13 protein-coding genes are annotated in these 15868 nt (G+C 53.3%); 3 read left to right on the top strand and 10 right to left on the bottom strand.

Annotated elements, in window-relative coordinates; all coding sequences use genetic code 11:
* Positions 1-5: 5 nt before the first annotated feature.
* The 7 genes from pilV to murJ form a co-directional block, all read right to left on the bottom strand.
* Positions 6-569, bottom strand: a complete 564-nt coding sequence (gene pilV, locus JYB85_RS04415) for a type IV pilus modification protein PilV (RefSeq protein WP_207381222.1) — start codon at positions 567-569, stop codon at positions 6-8.
* Between the two features lie 223 nt (positions 570-792).
* Entirely contained in the window at positions 793-1722 is a 930-nt protein-coding gene (gene ispH, locus JYB85_RS04410) for a 4-hydroxy-3-methylbut-2-enyl diphosphate reductase (protein WP_207381221.1), read from the bottom strand.
* Between the two features lie 18 nt (positions 1723-1740).
* Entirely contained in the window at positions 1741-2160 is a 420-nt protein-coding gene (gene fkpB, locus JYB85_RS04405; RefSeq protein WP_207381220.1) for an FKBP-type peptidyl-prolyl cis-trans isomerase, read from the bottom strand.
* A 3-nt stretch (positions 2161-2163) separates the two neighbouring features.
* Positions 2164-2679: a signal peptidase II gene (lspA, locus tag JYB85_RS04400; protein WP_207381219.1), complete on the bottom strand. Its 516-nt coding sequence runs from the start codon at positions 2677-2679 to the stop codon at positions 2164-2166.
* A gap of 9 nt (positions 2680-2688) precedes the next feature.
* Entirely contained in the window at positions 2689-5511 is a 2823-nt protein-coding gene (ileS, locus tag JYB85_RS04395) for an isoleucine--tRNA ligase (protein WP_207381218.1), read from the bottom strand.
* Between the two features lie 29 nt (positions 5512-5540).
* Positions 5541-6476, bottom strand: a complete 936-nt coding sequence (ribF, locus tag JYB85_RS04390; RefSeq protein WP_207381217.1) for a bifunctional riboflavin kinase/FAD synthetase — start codon at positions 6474-6476, stop codon at positions 5541-5543.
* Between the two features lie 57 nt (positions 6477-6533).
* Positions 6534-8099: a murein biosynthesis integral membrane protein MurJ gene (gene murJ / locus JYB85_RS04385; protein ID WP_207381216.1), complete on the bottom strand. Its 1566-nt coding sequence runs from the start codon at positions 8097-8099 to the stop codon at positions 6534-6536.
* Positions 8100-8352: 253 nt separating this feature from the next.
* Here murJ and rpsT point away from each other — a divergent pair, with 253 nt between their 5' ends.
* Positions 8353-8619 (top strand): 30S ribosomal protein S20, encoded by a 267-nt coding sequence (rpsT, locus tag JYB85_RS04380; protein WP_207381215.1) that lies wholly within the window; start codon positions 8353-8355, stop codon positions 8617-8619.
* Positions 8620-8669: 50 nt separating this feature from the next.
* Here the strand turns inward: rpsT and JYB85_RS04375 are convergent, their stop codons facing one another.
* On the bottom strand, positions 8670-8966 hold the full coding sequence (locus tag JYB85_RS04375) for an ArsR/SmtB family transcription factor (RefSeq protein ID WP_207322195.1): 297 nt from the start codon (positions 8964-8966) through the stop codon (positions 8670-8672).
* Between the two features lie 134 nt (positions 8967-9100).
* Here JYB85_RS04375 and JYB85_RS04370 point away from each other — a divergent pair, with 134 nt between their 5' ends.
* Complete coding sequence (locus tag JYB85_RS04370; RefSeq protein WP_207381214.1) at positions 9101-10522, top strand: M28 family metallopeptidase; 1422 nt, start codon at positions 9101-9103, stop codon at positions 10520-10522.
* Between the two features lie 66 nt (positions 10523-10588).
* Here JYB85_RS04370 and yaaA read toward each other — a convergent pair whose 3' ends face one another.
* Positions 10589-11362, bottom strand: a complete 774-nt coding sequence (yaaA, locus tag JYB85_RS04365) for a peroxide stress protein YaaA (protein WP_207381213.1) — start codon at positions 11360-11362, stop codon at positions 10589-10591.
* A gap of 100 nt (positions 11363-11462) precedes the next feature.
* A complete protein-coding gene (locus JYB85_RS04360) occupies positions 11463-12908 on the bottom strand; it encodes an alanine/glycine:cation symporter family protein (RefSeq protein ID WP_207381212.1) in 1446 nt (481 codons plus the stop codon).
* Positions 12909-13304: 396 nt separating this feature from the next.
* Between JYB85_RS04360 and JYB85_RS04355 the strand changes: the two genes are divergently transcribed.
* Complete coding sequence (locus JYB85_RS04355) at positions 13305-15671, top strand: phosphoketolase family protein (RefSeq protein WP_207381211.1); 2367 nt, start codon at positions 13305-13307, stop codon at positions 15669-15671.
* The last annotated feature ends 197 nt before the right edge of the window (positions 15672-15868 follow it).

Below are 15868 nucleotides of genomic sequence, written 5' to 3'. Positions count from 1 at the left end.
TAAACCTAAATAATTGCAGTGCTAAGAACGAAAATCCGGCGCCTGGCGTCACCCTTTTTACCACAGTCCTTCACAAAACTGTCTGCAGCATTTGCCCCCCCATCACTTGCTTTTCGTATCCCTCGCCATGTCATAACGACGGTGACATCACCGGTTGCATTATTGACATTGATGCAAGCTATAGGACTATCCAAACCACCAACAAAATTGCCGGCTGCCGTTTCTTCTGCTGAACCAATGAACAACTGCCCCCATTGATACAGATCCCAAGCCCGGGTTTGCGCGTTGGTACAAATAACATTGGCCCCTACGGCGACATCACATGATATCCCCGGATCTGCCATAGTGCCGTCATAGGTACCGGCATAATTGGCCAATTCAGTGCGATTCAGTTTCATTCTGCTGACAATATCAGAAGCATAGTAAGAGGCTTGAGTTTGTTGAAAAGACTCGAAATTGCTTTGTTTTGCCACTGTATGCAGATTGAATATGCCAATAAGGCCTATCACCAGAATGACCAGTGAGACCAAAACTTCGATCAGTGAAAAACCATTCCTGCTGTATTTCATCGGCGTCAAAACTCCGAAAAATGCCATTTTATTGACAAAAAATCTGGCAATTTATCCTTGCAAATCCGAATCTTAGATAGAGAACATCATACTACCCGTTAATCATAGATGAGTCGAATGTTAGCTGCCAGTAACAATAGCATCTAAAAGATTGATTCATTATATTCGGCTGCGTTTTTATACAAAAAAAGAGGCAAGCGCCTCTTTTTATTAGTTTTGCATCTTATCTGAGCTCGACGGGAACGGCGAAGACGGTATCTTCCTTGCGTCCTTCCACTTCAACCACAGTGCTTGGCGCAATCAGGGTAATAGCGTTAACCACCTGCTGAACCAGTATCTCGGGAGCTGACGCGCCCGCTGTCACCGCGACCTTATTCACCCCGCTAAACCAATCAGGATCCACATCTTCGGCTGTATCCACCAAATGCGCTGCTGTGCCCGCCTTTTTAGCCAGTTCCTTGAGGCGGTTTGAGTTGGAACTGTTCTTTGAGCCAACGACTATCAGCAAGTCAACCTCTGAAGACAAAGACCGCACCGCATCCTGACGGTTTTGGGTTGCATAACAGATATCGTCCTTGCGAGGACCTTCAATGGATGGGAAGCGTTTTTGCAATGCGGCAATGATATCGAGCGTATCGTCAACCGACAGTGTGGTCTGGGTAACAAAACACAGGTTGTCCGGATCTTTAACCTGCAATTTACCCACGTCCTCTGTGGATTCTATGAGGTAGACACCGCCCTCAGAATTATCGTATTGCCCCATGGTGCCTTCCACCTCAGGGTGTCCGGCATGACCTATAAGGATGCACTCAATACCTTTACGGCTGGCACGGGTCACCTGCAGATGCACCTTGGTGACCAGGGGACATGTGGCATCAAACACCTTCAAGCCGCGGCGCTTGGCCTCGGCTCTCACAGCCTGGGACACACCATGTGCAGAGAAGATCACTATGCTGTTGTCAGGCACTTGATCCAGCTCTTCAACGAAGATGGCGCCCCTGTCCTTCAAGTTCTGTACCACGTATCTGTTGTGTACCACTTCATGGCGCACATATATAGGTGGCGAAAACAGCTCCAGGGCCCGCTCAACTATGCTGATGGCCCGGTCGACCCCGGCACAGAAACCTCGGGGGTTGGCCAGAAGGATATTCATCTGTGGCGCCTGACTCATTTACAGTTCCTCAACCACTTCCAACTCAAAGGTCACGGTGTGGCCCGCAAGGGGATGGTTAAGATCCACAGTGACAGAATCGCCGGCAACCTCGCGGACTATACCCGGGATTTCACTGCCACCAGGGCCGGCGAAACTCAGGATAACCCCTTGCTCCAGTACCATGTCTGCCGGAAAACGGCTTCGATCCATATGGTGAATGGCATCCGGATTTACGGCGCCAAAGGCATCTTCCGGTGCCAGGGTAAACTTATGGCTGTCGCCTTGCTTCAAGCCAACCAACTGCTCCTCAAACGCTGGACTCAGGCTGCCATCCCCTAAATTGAGACGGGCGGGTTTACCCGAGGCTTTGGTGCTGTCAGCGGTAGAGCCGTCCGCCAGCACTATGTTCATGTGACACACTAAGGAACGCACCGACATCTATTACTCCTTGGCGGCCTTGTTGCCATTACCGGCAGACTTTGACTCGCGAAAACTGTCTATGATGATAAGGCCTGCACCGATGAAAATGGCCGAATCGGCAATGTTAAACGCCGGGTAATGGCTGGTTCCCCAGAAAAAATCCAGGAAATCCACCACAAAACCGTGCTGCAAACGATCGATCAAATTGCCAATGGCGCCACCAATGACCAAGGTGTAGGCCAGATTTGAGCGCCACATGGTGGCGGGTTGCCGCCTGAGCCACAGGGTCAGCAACAGGCTGAACCCCACGGCGACAGCGGTAAACAGCCAGCGTTGCCAGCCGCCGGCTTCTGCCAGAAAACTGAAGGCCGCACCTGTGTTGCGGGCATAGGTCAGATTGAAAAAGGGCAACAGGTTAAGCGTTTCCCTATATTCAAAATTGGCTATGACCCAGAGTTTGGATGCCTGGTCCAACAGCAGGACCAAGGCCACAACCCAATACCAGCGCAGCCCGCTGTCTCTCCACTTCAGTGACATAGTCATCCCTTAGGCGAACTGACGCTGTTCACCCTCTCCCTCGATGTTGGTCACGCAGCGTTGACACAGACTTTCATGGGAAGCGATGCTGCCAACCTCTTCACGATGATGCCAGCAACGTTCACACTTGGCAGCTTCCGTTTTGGCCACCAGCAATTTCAAACCGGCAACGTCTGTAGTCACTGCCGCTTCTGGTGCAGCGGTTATGGCTTCAACCTTGGCATTGGAGGTCAGGAGCACAAAACGCAGTTCGTCACCCAGGTGAGTCAGTTTCTGCGCCAGCTCCGTATCGGCAAACAGGGTGATTTCGGCTTCCAATGAGCCCCCCAGACGCTTGTCGCGACGGGCCTGTTCGATTTCCTTGTTGACTTCGTCACGCACGGCAATCAATTGCTGCCAATAGTCATCGCTGAGATCGCCTTCGACAGTCACAGACGCCAGGCCTTGGTACCACTCTTCGGTGAACACATAGGCCCCGCGCTCGCCCGGCAAGAGTTGCCAGATTTCATCAGCGGTGAAGCTCAGAATTGGCGCAATCCAGCGCACCATGGCTTCGGCAATATGGAACAGAGCCGACTGACAGCTACGACGGGCATGGCTCTCGCGCTTGGCCGTGTATTGGCGATCCTTGATGATATCCAGGTAGAAACTGCCGAGTTCCACGGAGCAGAACTGCATCAGTTTCTGGGTCACCAGGTGGAAGTTGTACTGCTCGTATGCCTCGATGATTTCCTGTTGCAGCTTGTCGGCACGGCGCACCATCCAGCGATCCAGTGCCACCATATCTTCCAGGGCAATCATGTCACTGGCAGGCTCGAAACCGTTGAGGTTGGCCAGCAGGAAACGACCTGTGTTACGGATACGGCGGTAGGCGTCGGCGCTGCGATTGAGGATCTCATCGGATACCGTCATCTCACCGCTGTAATCCGTGGCCGCTACCCACAGACGCAGGATGTCCGCGCCCAGCTTATTGGTCACTTCCTGGGGCGCAATCACGTTACCAATAGACTTGGACATCTTGCGGCCCTTGCCGTCCACGGTAAAGCCGTGGGTCAACACCTGCTTATAGGGTGCCTTGCCATTCATGGCGGTGGAGATCATCAAGGACGACATAAACCAGCCGCGGTGCTGATCTGAACCTTCCAGGTACAAGTCCACCGGCTGACCATGAAACTCGGGGCGGGCTGCCACGACGGATGCAAAGGTGGAGCCTGAGTCGTACCACACGTCCAGGGTATCGGTGACTTTGCGGTACTGCGCCGCTTCGTCGCCCAGGATTTCGCTTTCTTCCAGATCCCACCAGGCCTGTATGCCCTGCTGTTCGATTCTGTGTGCCACGCGCTCCATCAGCGATACGCTGTCCGGATGTAGCTCATCGGTGTCCTTGTTCACAAACAAGGTGATGGGCACGCCCCAGGTACGCTGACGCGAGATACACCAGTCAGGGCGATTAGCCACCATGGCCTCGATGCGGCTCTGGCCCCAATCCGGGATCCACTGGGTCTTTTCTATCTCGGACAAAGCCGTGCTGCGCAGTCCCTGGTTATCCATGGAGATAAACCATTGGGGCGTGGCGCGGAAAATGATTGGGGTCTTGTGACGCCAGCAGTGGGGATAGCTGTGGCGATAGCCCACATGGTTCAGCAGTGCGCCCTTCTCTTTCAGCAGCGCCACCACATTATCATTGGCCTTGAACACGTGCTGGCCGGCAAAGAAAGGGGTATCGGCCTTGTACACACCGTTGTCACCAACGGGGTTGGCCACTTCCAGGCCGTACTTCTGACCAATGACAAAGTCGTCCTGACCGTGGCCGGGGGCGGTGTGCACCACACCTGTACCCGCATCTGTGGTCACATGATCGCCCAGGATCACAGGTACATCAAAGTCCAGGAAAGGATGGTTGAAGCGCATCAGCTCCAGCTCAGCGCCTTTGATACTACCCAGCACGTCAAATGACTCGGCGCCATAGCGCTTCACGCAATCTTCATGAAGCACATCGGCAACTATCACGGCGCGGGTATGCTCTTCCTTGGTGAAAGACACCAGCACATAATCCAGGTCGGCGCTGATGGCCAGACCGCGGTTGGCGGGCAGGGTCCAGGGGGTCGTGGTCCAGATCACCATGGAAATATCAGCGTCATAGTGAGACACGCCAAACTTGGCCAGCAGAGCGGCCTTGTCGGCAACGCTGAAGCCCACATCGATGGCGGGAGAGGTTTTGTCCTCGTACTCCACTTCGGCCTCGGCCAGTGCCGAGCCGCAATCGGTACACCAATGCACCGGCTTAACGCCCTTGTGCAGGTGGCCGTTTGAAATAACCTTGGCCAGAGAACGGACTATGTTAGCCTCGGTGGCAAAGTCCATGGTCAGATAAGGCTTGTCCCAATCGCCGAGCACGCCCAGGCGCTTGAAGTCTTCACGCTGGCCGTCAACCTGGGCGGCAGCATACTTGCGGCATTCCTCACGGAACTCGGCGGCAGAGATTTTTTGTCCTGGCTTACCGACCTTCTGTTCAACTTTCAGTTCGATAGGCAGACCATGGCAGTCCCAACCCGGCACATAGGGGGCATCAAAGCCGGCCATGGTTTTGGACTTGATGATGATGTCCTTGAGGATCTTGTTCACCGAGTGACCAATATGAATGCTGCCGTTCGCGTACGGTGGGCCATCGTGCAAAATGAATGGCTTGCGACCGATGCGGCTGTCACGGATCTGTTGGTACAGATTGTCCTGGGTCCAACGGGCCAGCATTTCGGGCTCGCGATTGGCCAGATTTCCACGCATCGGAAACTCGGTTTCCGGCAAATTCAAAGTATTTTTATAGTCGCTCATCGATCCTATACCGTTAATAAAGCTATCAATTAGCCTGCATCATCGCCAAGCAGCGCCATGGCCCTGTCAGCATCATTCGTAATCTGTTTCTTCAGCGCATCCAAAGACTCAAATGGCTGTTCATCGCGTATTTTGGCGACCAGTTCCACTTCAACTCTGCGTCCGTAAAGGTCACCGTCAAAGTCGAACAAGTGCACTTCGAGCTGGCACATCTGCCCCTTGACCGTAGGTCTGAAACCTATGTTGGCCACCCCATCATAAATGTCACTGCCGTCCCACCACAAGCGCACCGCAAACACGCCCCGCACCGGCACTACCTTGCGCTTCATGGCGATATTGGCGGTGGGAAATCCCAGGGTGCGACCGAGCTTCTGCCCGTGGGCCACCCGGCCGCACAGGGTAAAAGGATGGCCAAGCAGACGCCGTGCCTGCTCCAGGTTCCCCTTGGCCAGCTGCTCACGCACAGCGGTGGAACTGACTCTTTGATCGCCGAGGGTAAAACTGTGGGTGTTTACGACCGCAAAGCCGAACTTTTCACCGGCACGCCTCAGCATGTCAAAGTTGCCCAGTCGACCTTTGCCAAAACAAAAATCATCGCCAACCACCAGGTAGCGCACACCAAGGCGTTTCACCAACAGATCTTCAATAAAAGATTCGGCCGGCCAATCAGCAAACTTGCGGTTGAAGTTAACACACAGCAGCCTGTCGATACCCAACTCATCAAGCAAGGCTATCTTATCGCGCAGGAGACTCAGGCGCGCCGGCGCATCCTCGCCACGGAATAATTCCTGGGGCTGGGGTTCAAAGGTCATCAGGGTGGCGGGCAGCCCAAAGTGTTCGGCCTTTTCCACCAAACTGGCAATAACCTGCGCATGGCCGCGATGTACACCATCAAAATTGCCAATGGTCAGCACACAGCCCCTGTGGGCCGGCAATATGTTGTGGATCCCGCGGATCAATTCCATCGTATTAGACAACTGCCAACGTAAATTGGCGGATTATATAACAGCCGCCACAGAGAATCAGCCCTTAACGGCCGCTTTCATCCGCCAGGGACGGATACCGGTCGCCAAAAGCACAATAGCATAACACAGGGCTCCTGCCCCTATGAGCCCCAGCAAAACTCCGGCCCTGTGGCTGAAAGACCATTCCAGCCACACTGTCTGCTGTGGCAGCAAGTACCATAACAGCGCCGCCATGAGCAGACAGGCCAGGACCACCTTGGCCAAGAATATCAGGGTCGCCGCACCGGCACTGTATACCCTGGCCTTATGTAAGCCGCGATATAACAGACCGGCATTGAGCGCGGCCGACATGGAAGTGGCGATTGCCAGCCCCACGTAACCAAAGGGAATGGCCAACAAGATGTTGAATACCATGTTGCTCACCATGGCAACTATGCCATAACGCACCGGGGTGCGGGTATCCTGACGGGAATAGTACCCCGGAGCCAGCACCTTGACCAACATGAAGCTGAGCAAGCCGGAACCGTACGCCATCAGACTGTAGGACGCCATGGTTACATCGGAAATATCGAAGGCACCGCGCATAAACAACACCATCAACATGGGCTTGGCCAGAACTATAAGGCCGGTCATGGCCGGCATACCCAGCAGGATCACCGCCCTGATCCCCCAATCGAGGGTTCGACTGAACTCGTGGCCCTCATCGTTAACATGTTTGCGGGACAAGGCCGGCAGGATGACGGTGGCGATGGCAATGCCAAACAAACCCAAAGGGAATTCCAATAACCGGTCTGAGTAATAAAGCCAGCTGATGGAGCCTGTAACGAGGAAAGAGGCAATAAAGGTGTCAAACAGCAGGTTTATCTGCGACACAGACACACCAAATAAAGCCGGCAGCATCAGGGTGCGGATTTTTACCACTCCGGGATGGTGCCAGCCCCAGGAGGGTTTCACCAGAGCGCCGGCCCGGAGCAGAAACGGGATCTGAAACAGGAACTGGATTAAACCACCAAAAAATACGCCCCATGCAAGCCCCAGCTCAGGCCGCTGCAGCTGTGGCGACAGCCACAGAGCTGCAGCGATAATGGCAATATTGAGAAAGACCGGCGTAAAAGCGGAGACAGCAAAACGTCCGCGGGTATTGAGAATCGATCCCGCCAACGCGGTAAAGGTGATAAACCATAAATAAGGAAAGGTGATCTTCAGCATCAGCGATGCCAGTTCGAACTTTTCACCGTTGGGCTCATCATTAAGCCAGGCCACAAACCAGCCGCCACCAAAAAGCGCCGCCAGCACCGGCGAAGCCACAACGCCAAACAGGGTCACCAGGGTGACCAGTCCCCCCAGAGTGCCGGCAACCTTGGACAGCAGTTCCCGGGTTTCCTCACTGGAGTGTTTTTCCTGATATTCGGTCAGAACCGGTACGAACGCCTGGGCAAAAGCCCCTTCGGCAAACAGGCGCCGCAAAAAATTGGGGATCTTGTTGGCGAAGAAAAACACGTCAGCACTGGCACCCGCCCCCATTAAATTGGCGACCACCACGTCCCGCACCAAACCCAACACACGCGAAATCAAAGTCATGGCACTGACTATCAGGCCAGACCTGACCAATTTTCTGCTCAAATGGAGCCCCCTGGAAAGTGCTGAAAAATGCCAGCGAAATCGCGGAAAAACGCATCCGGCTCTGTCACCCAGCCCGAAATGCTGGTAGAATTGCGCGACATTTTACACGAGTTGGGTTGAAGATAGCCAAGTCGGGTTGGATTAATTTGTCTTTATGATGGATATTCAATCATTGTCATTGACAAAATGGCAGAATGCAGGCATATTCCTCGGCCTTTAAAAGTTATAAACCCAAGTTTTTAGGAGTTGCACCTTGGCTAATAGCAAGTCTGCAAAGAAGCGCGCGCTTCAATCTGAAAAGCGTCGTCAGCACAACGCCAGCCGTCGCTCAATGTTGCGTACCTATGTAAAGAAAGTTATCGCTGCTATCAAGAGCGGTGACCACAAAGCTGCTACCGAAGCGTTCGCTGTAGCTCAGCCTATCGTTGACCGTATGGCAACCAAAGGTCTGATCCACAAGAACAAGGCTGCCCGTCATAAGGCTCGCCTGAACGCCAAGATCAAAGCACTGGCTGCTTAATCTGACGTCATTATAAAAAAACCGGCTAACGCCGGTTTTTTTGTTTCTGCTTAATGACAGTAAATATTATTCAGCAAGTGGATGATTTCTTTAACCTCATCACTCTTGAGTGAATAGAATACCGTCTGCGCCTCTTTGCGGGTCGTCACCAAATTGTCTTTTCTCAGCCAAGCCAGATGCTGGGAAAGCGCCGATTGACTCAATCCGAGTTTCTTGTTCATTTCCCCGACGCACATCTCACCCTCATTGAGCAGATGGCAAAGAATAAACAACCGTCTTTCATTGGCGAGTGCTTTTAGCAGCACAACCGCGTTATCAGCTCGCTGCTGCATCAATTCTATGTTCATTACCAGCAGGTTCTCCTAATACTAACCCCTGCCTAATATAGCGTTGCCTTACAGATAGAGTCGGGACATAAAGCACACTTTTTGCTAGATTGTTCTCCAAAATGCGACCTAGCTTATAAAAACAGAGGAAACCCATGAAATCCCTATCCCGTCACTTGCTTGCCAGTGCCATTGTCACCGCCCTCTCTTTCAGCCATTTGGTGCAAGCAGAAGACTCGATTCAACAACTTGCCAGTCAATTGGCCGAGCAGGCCCAGGCATCTTCCTTAGGCTATGAAATAGTCGAGTCACTGACGGTGGAGGTAGGCCCCAGGCTCCCGGGCTCGGAAGCCGATACCCGTGCCGTGGCCTGGGCCGAGGCAAAACTCAAGCAGCTGGGGTTTGACCGGGTCTACAAGGAACCCGTAACTGTGCCCGTGTGGCTACGTGGTGATGCCCAGGCAAATATTACCTCCCCTTTCCCTCAAAAAATGGTGATCACTGCGCTGGGTGGCAGCGTGGCAACCCCGGAACAAGGCATCCAAGCCGAGATCATTCGCTTTGCCAGCCTGGATGAGCTTAAAGCGGCAGACATGGCACAGGTCCAAGGCAAGATAGTCCTTATTGACCATAAAACCGAAAGAGCCAAGACAGGCGCCGGCTATGGTAAATCTGTCCCCGGCCGCTCCAAGGGTGCAATCGTCGCAGCAGAGAAAGGCGCCTTGGCGGTGATTATCCGTTCCATTGGCACGGATTCGGATCGCATGGCCCATACAGGCATGATGCGTTATCAGGACGGGGTCAACAAAATTCCTGCCGCGGCCATATCAAATCCGGATGCGGATTTGATTGAGGCCATGCTGAAGCGCGACCCCAAGGTGGTGCTGTCGCTTAAATTGTCCCCGCAATCCCAAGGGGAAGCCACATCCTACAATGTCATTGCCGAGGTAACCGGCAGCAGCAAGGCCGATGAAATCGTACTGATTGGCGCCCATTTGGATTCCTGGGATGAAGGAACCGGTGCAATTGACGATGGTGCAGGCGTCGCCATTGTGACCGCTGCCGGCAAACTTATTCAGGATCTGCCACGGAAACCGGCCCGAACCGTACGGGTGGTACTTTACGCCGCAGAAGAGTTGGGATTGATCGGTGGGAAAGCCTATGCAAAGGCCCATGCCGCTGAAATGGACAAACACTATATTGCCGCAGAATCAGACTTTGGCGCCGGCAGGATTTACCAGTTGGACTGGAAAGTTAATGACAAGGCGTTGCCACAGGTGCTTGAGCTCAGTGCCGAGATGGCCAAGATTGGCGTGGCCGCCGGTAATAATCAGGCCTCTGGAGGGCCTGACGTGTCAATGCTGCCGGAGCTGGGTGTGCCGGTAGCGTCTCTACGGCAAGATGGCAGCGATTATTTCGATTTCCACCACACGCCAAACGATACCCTGGACAAAATAGATCCCAAGGCCCTGGCCCAGAATGTGGCGGCATACGCTCAATTTGCCTATCTGATGGCCAATTCAGACATTGAATTGCGGCCAATTCCGGCAGCAAAAAATAAAGTGGTACAGAAATAAGTCAGGCCTAAGCTGCCACAAAAAAAGCGCTGCCAATGCAGCGCTTTTTTATCCGGGCCAGGAAGCTTATTGTTCTTCCCGCAGGAATACGGGCTCAAACTCGCTGGACTGGGCTTCGCAGTAATAATAACCACCGCTGTTGAAACAGCGCAGATCGGCTATCTGTTGCGGTCTTTGTTGCAGAATAAAACGTGTCATCATGCCGCGGGCCCGCTTGGCGAAAAAGCTGATGACCTTGTATTGACCGTTTTTGCCATCCTTGAACACGGGTGTCACCAAGGTGCCGTTCAGCCGCTTGGGCTTAACCGACTTAAAGTATTCATTTGATGCCAGGTTAATCACAATATCATCCCCCTGAGCGGCAAGCTGTTCATTGATCTTATCCGTGATGATATCGCCCCAGAACTCATAGAGATTTTTCCCACGTCCATTGGCCAGTGGCTTGCCCATTTCCAGACGATAGGCCTGCATCAGATCCAAGGGTTTGAGTAGACCATAGAGCCCCGAAAGGATACGCAGATGCTGCTGGGCGTAGTCCAATTCGGTATCGGTCAGTGTGTCGGCATCCAGGCCCGTATAAACATCCCCACGAAAGGCGAACAGCGCCTGCTTGGCATTCTCCGGCGTAAAGTCCCGACTCCAACTGGCAAATCGGGCCGCATTCAATCCGGCAATCTTGTCGCTGACCTTCATCAAACTGGCAATATCGGCGGGTGTCAGGGTACGACAGACCTCAATCAGTTCCTGACTGTGATCCAGCAAGTCGGGCAAACTGTACCTGGATGTAGTGGCCGGATTGTCGTAATCCAGGGTTTTGGCTGGAGATACAAGGACAAGCATGGTTTTCTCTCTTATTGACTGCGTAACCATTATGATACTGACGCGAGATGAAAAAACCACGCCCGAAAGCGTGGTTGATTCGATTGGCGCAATCGCCTAATCAGGCAGGATCGGCAACTGAACTCTTAGGTTCATCGTTCCAGACCCCCTCTCCCAGCTGTCCTTCCAGCTCGGGGAACTTACGGCGATCGAATACCGGCATCTCGCCATTGGCCAGTTGCTGGCGATAATCGTTAATCACCCGGATAGCCAGTCCCGACAACATCACCAGGGCGACAATATTGACTATTGCCATCAGGCCCATGGACACATCGGCCAGATCCCACACCAGAGAAATCTTCGCCAGGGAACCGAACATCACCATACCCAACACCAGCACACGAAAAGACATCAGGCCCTTTTTGCTGTTGCCGTTAAGGAACATCACGTTGGTTTCGGCGTAGGAGTAGTTGGCAATAATGGAGGTGAAGCAAAACAGCAGTATGGCACCGGCAATAAAGGTGGCACCCCAGTCGCCCACATGACTGGTGAGTGCCTCAATTGTCAGCCTGATGCCGTCACCTTCAGCCCCGGTATCCCCGGCAAGCAAGATAATTGCCGCGGTGGCCGTACAGATAACAATAGTGTCGAAAAAGACGCCCATCATCTGAACAAAGCCCTGGGATGCGGGATGGTTGGGATTTGGCGTGGCACTGGCGGCCACGTTGGCGGCGCTGCCCATACCGGCCTCGTTGGAAAACAGCCCCCGGGCGATCCCGGCCTGCATGGCCTGAGCCACACTGTAGGCCACACCACCGGCGACAGCCTCCTGCCAGCCGAAGGCGCTCTTGATAACCAGCTCAAAGACTTCCGGCAGCTTCTCCAGATTGGAGAAGACCACAAACAGTGCAATGGCTATGTATGCCAAGGCCATAAAAGGCACAATGATCTCAGACACTCTGGCAACCTTGCGCAGCCCGCCCATGATAACAAAGGCGCTGGCCAGCACTGTCAGGCTGCCAACATAAAGGGGATCAACACCAAACACCTGCTCCATGGCACCGCTGATGGTATTGGCCTGTACCGCATTGAAGACCAGGCCAAAGGCCAGGATCAGAAACAAGGAAAACAGCACGCCCATCCAACGCTGTCCAAGTCCCTTTTCCATATAATAGGAAGGGCCACCGCGGAACTGTCCATCCTCGTCCCGTATCTTATATACCTGCGCCAGGGTGGACTCTATCATCGCCGTTGCCATACCCAGAACGGCAATGGCCCACATCCAAAACACGGCACCAGGACCCGCAGTCCCAATGGCAACGGCAACACCGGCCATATTACCGGCCCCAACCCTTGCAGCCATGCTGGTACAAAACACCTGAAATGATGACAAGCCGCTGTTACCGCCCTGGCGGCTGATGGTCAATACCTTGATCCCATGACGAAAATGGGTGAGCTGAATAAAAGCCAGCCTGACCGTGAAATACAAACCTGCACCAACCAGGCCGTACACCAACAATTTGCCCCACAACAGAGCGTTCAAAAAATTCACTATGGTTTCTAACATGGGATTCTGCTTCTTTCCAATGAAAACACCGGTCTCCAGGGGCCGATGTATGACAGGCTGAACAGCTTATCTATTGTTGTACAGGACTGATAAAGACCTGGCGTTCAACCATGGGCGCGCCGGGCGCTGCAAAGTAGCACAGTATTGGAAAATCACCTTGTGATCAAGCTCACAGTTAAATGCCACAGCATCGACTAACGCAGGCAAAAATCCACCAAATAACTACTGTTAAATACTGCAAAACACAACCATTACAACCGCGCAACCAGGCATTAGCAGACAATTATTCTGAGCAAAATTGGAGGTAGGACACGTTTTTGTAATTTAATTACAACTATAGTTACCGCCAAGCAATCCAGTTCACTTTAATCATCTTTGTGCAGTAAGAGGCTTACCATGACACAGCAGCATGAGATTACCGCCCTGAAAAAATATGTGCGTGCCACCAACTTCCTGGCCACGTCACAGATTTATCTTAAACAAAACGTTTTGCATAAACGTCCATTGGCCCACAGTGACATCAAGCCCAGACTGCTTGGGCACTGGGGTACCTGTCCCGGGATTAACTTTGTGTACGCCAACGTTAACCGCCTTATTGTCAAACACAAGCGTCCGTTCCTTTATCTCGTCGGCCCAGGCCACGGGTTCCCCGCGGTTCAGGCCAACCTGTTCATTGAAGGTTCATTGAGCCACTTCTATCCGGAAACCATTCCTTATAATGAAACCGGCATCGAAGACATTTGTAAGAAATTTTCAGCAGCCTATGGTTATCCATCCCATGCCAACCCGGAAGCTCCCGGACAAATCCTTGAAGGCGGCGAGCTGGGGTATTCCCTGTCAGTGGGTTGGGGCGCTGTGCTTGATAATCCGGATTTGATTGCCACTGTACTGGTCGGCGACGGTGAATCGGAAACCGGCCCCCTGGCGGCATCCTGGTACGCCAACCGCCTGGTGAATCCGGCCACCAACGGTGCGGTACTGCCAATTGTACATATCAACGGCTACAAGATCTCAGGTCCAACCCGCATGGGTCGTATGAGTCACGAAGAACTGGATCTGGAATTCCGTGGTCTGGGCTATTTCCCCATCATAGTGGACGACCAGGGCGAAGAAGACGTCTATGTGCAAATGGCCAACGCCATGGATCAGTCCTATGCCATGATCAATGACATTCAGACCCGCGCCCGCAATGGTGAAGACGTGTGCAAACCCCGCTGGCCGGTGATCCTGATGCGTACCGCCAAGGGCTGGACCGGCGTTGCCGAAGACAAGGGCAAAAAGCTGGAAGGCAACTGCGAATCGCACCAGGTCATTGTCAATAAATGCGCCACCGACAAGGGGCATCTGGAAGCCTTGGACAAGTGGCTGGCAAGTTACGGTTTCAGCGACCTGTACCATATGAATGAACAGGGTGAACTGATCTTCGACAAGGACATTCAGTCGCTGATCCCGCCCAAGGAATTGAGCTGCGGTCGCCAGAAACTGTCCTACGGTGGCGAAATGGTGCGCGCCCTGTCCACACCGGATCTGACCAAACTGGCCTACGGTCCTGAAGTACCAAGAGGACATCGCGGTTTCTCCATGAACAAGATGGGCGAGTGGATGCGCGATGCCTTCAAACTGAACCGCGATCAACGCAACCTGAGGATATTCAGCCCCGACGAAACCTACTCCAACCAGTTGCAGGCGGTATTCGAAGAGACAGATCGTGCCTGGCAATGGCCCATCGAGAGCTGGGACGTTGATATGACCCGTGATGGCCGGGTGATGGAACTGCTGTCGGAGAACCTGCTGTTCGGTATGATGCACGGCTACACAGTCACAGGTCGTCACGGCATGTTCCCAACCTATGAGGCCTTCTCTCAGGTGGTGTCTTCCATGGCCGACCAATACTGTAAGTATGTCTATGCCAGTCAGGGAGTACATTTCCGCAAGCCGCTGCCATCGTGCAACGTGGTGCTGTCATCACTGCTGGAGCGTCAGGATCACAACGGTTACTCGCATCAGAATCCGTCCTTCCTGGGCGCCATGCTGGAGAAACACCCTGAGATTATCTCGGCCTATCTGCCGGCCGACGCCAACAGCACCCTGGTTTACACCGAGCGTGCCTTTGGTGACCGTGACAAGCTCAACATTCTGGTAGCGGGCAAGAAAGACCTGCCGCAATGGCTGACCCTGGATGAAGCCCGCAAGCAGGCAAAAGACGGCATCATGGTGTGGGACTTCGCCTCCGATGATAATCCGGACGTGGTGCTGGCCGGCTGTGGTGACTATGTTACTCAGGAATGTATGGCCTCGCTGGTGTTGATCCGCGAGCTGCTGCCAAGGGTCAGGATCCGCTTTGTCAGCGTGTCGGAACTCAACTCCAATGGTCTTGGCAGCCGTAAGTTCCAGGAAAAGCCCTGGATGATGGATGAGATCTTCACCAAAGATAAAGGTGTGGTGTTCAACTACCATGGCTATCCCAACACTATCAAGAAACTGATCTTTGATTACAAGGGCAGCCGTCGATTCCGCATCAAAGGCTACGAAGAGGAAGGTTCTACCACCACGCCATTCGACATGGGCGTGCGTAACGGTACCTCCCGTTATCACCTGGTGATAGATATGGCCTACAAACTGTTCCAGCAAGGTGTGATTGATGAAACCCAACACGTGGCCATCACCACAGATATGTTGCAGCGCTTGGTAGACCATAAGAACTACATCAAGGCCAATGGTGTCGACCCCAGCTACATCGAAAACTGGGTCTGGACCCGCTGAGTTGTTAACATCTGGTAAAACAGGTTAGTATAAAAGCACCCAAATGGGTGCTTTTTTTATGATTATCATCAATTTGCCCCTCTCTATATGGCGCAAAGCCCGCCTGGGAACGATAATAATCAGGGTCCGCTAAATATATCAGGAAAGCGCCAGCACAAGTGCGGACCGTGCTCACCGAGCATACTGGCACAGCCACA

The organism is Shewanella sedimentimangrovi (assembly GCF_017354965.1).
In the GTDB taxonomy this organism is placed as follows: domain Bacteria; phylum Pseudomonadota; class Gammaproteobacteria; order Enterobacterales; family Shewanellaceae; genus Shewanella; species Shewanella cyperi.
Note: the sequence above shows the minus strand (reverse complement) of the source record. Positions and strands in the feature narration are given on the sequence as shown.

Coding starts and splice junctions, on each gene's coding strand:
- pilV (WP_207381222.1), bottom strand. CDS start 569: ATGAAATACAGCAGGAATGGTTTTTCACTGATCGAAGTTTTGGTCTCA.
- ispH (WP_207381221.1), bottom strand. CDS start 1,722: ATGAATATCCTTCTGGCCAACCCCCGAGGTTTCTGTGCCGGGGTCGAC.
- fkpB (WP_207381220.1), bottom strand. CDS start 2,160: ATGTCGGTGCGTTCCTTAGTGTGTCACATGAACATAGTGCTGGCGGAC.
- lspA (WP_207381219.1), bottom strand. CDS start 2,679: ATGTCACTGAAGTGGAGAGACAGCGGGCTGCGCTGGTATTGGGTTGTG.
- ileS (WP_207381218.1), bottom strand. CDS start 5,511: ATGAGCGACTATAAAAATACTTTGAATTTGCCGGAAACCGAGTTTCCG.
- ribF (WP_207381217.1), bottom strand. CDS start 6,476: ATGGAATTGATCCGCGGGATCCACAACATATTGCCGGCCCACAGGGGC.
- JYB85_RS04375 (WP_207322195.1), bottom strand. CDS start 8,966: ATGAACATAGAATTGATGCAGCAGCGAGCTGATAACGCGGTTGTGCTG.
- JYB85_RS04370 (WP_207381214.1), top strand. CDS start 9,101: ATGAAATCCCTATCCCGTCACTTGCTTGCCAGTGCCATTGTCACCGCC.
- yaaA (WP_207381213.1), bottom strand. CDS start 11,362: ATGCTTGTCCTTGTATCTCCAGCCAAAACCCTGGATTACGACAATCCG.
- JYB85_RS04360 (WP_207381212.1), bottom strand. CDS start 12,908: ATGTTAGAAACCATAGTGAATTTTTTGAACGCTCTGTTGTGGGGCAAA.
- JYB85_RS04355 (WP_207381211.1), top strand. CDS start 13,305: ATGACACAGCAGCATGAGATTACCGCCCTGAAAAAATATGTGCGTGCC.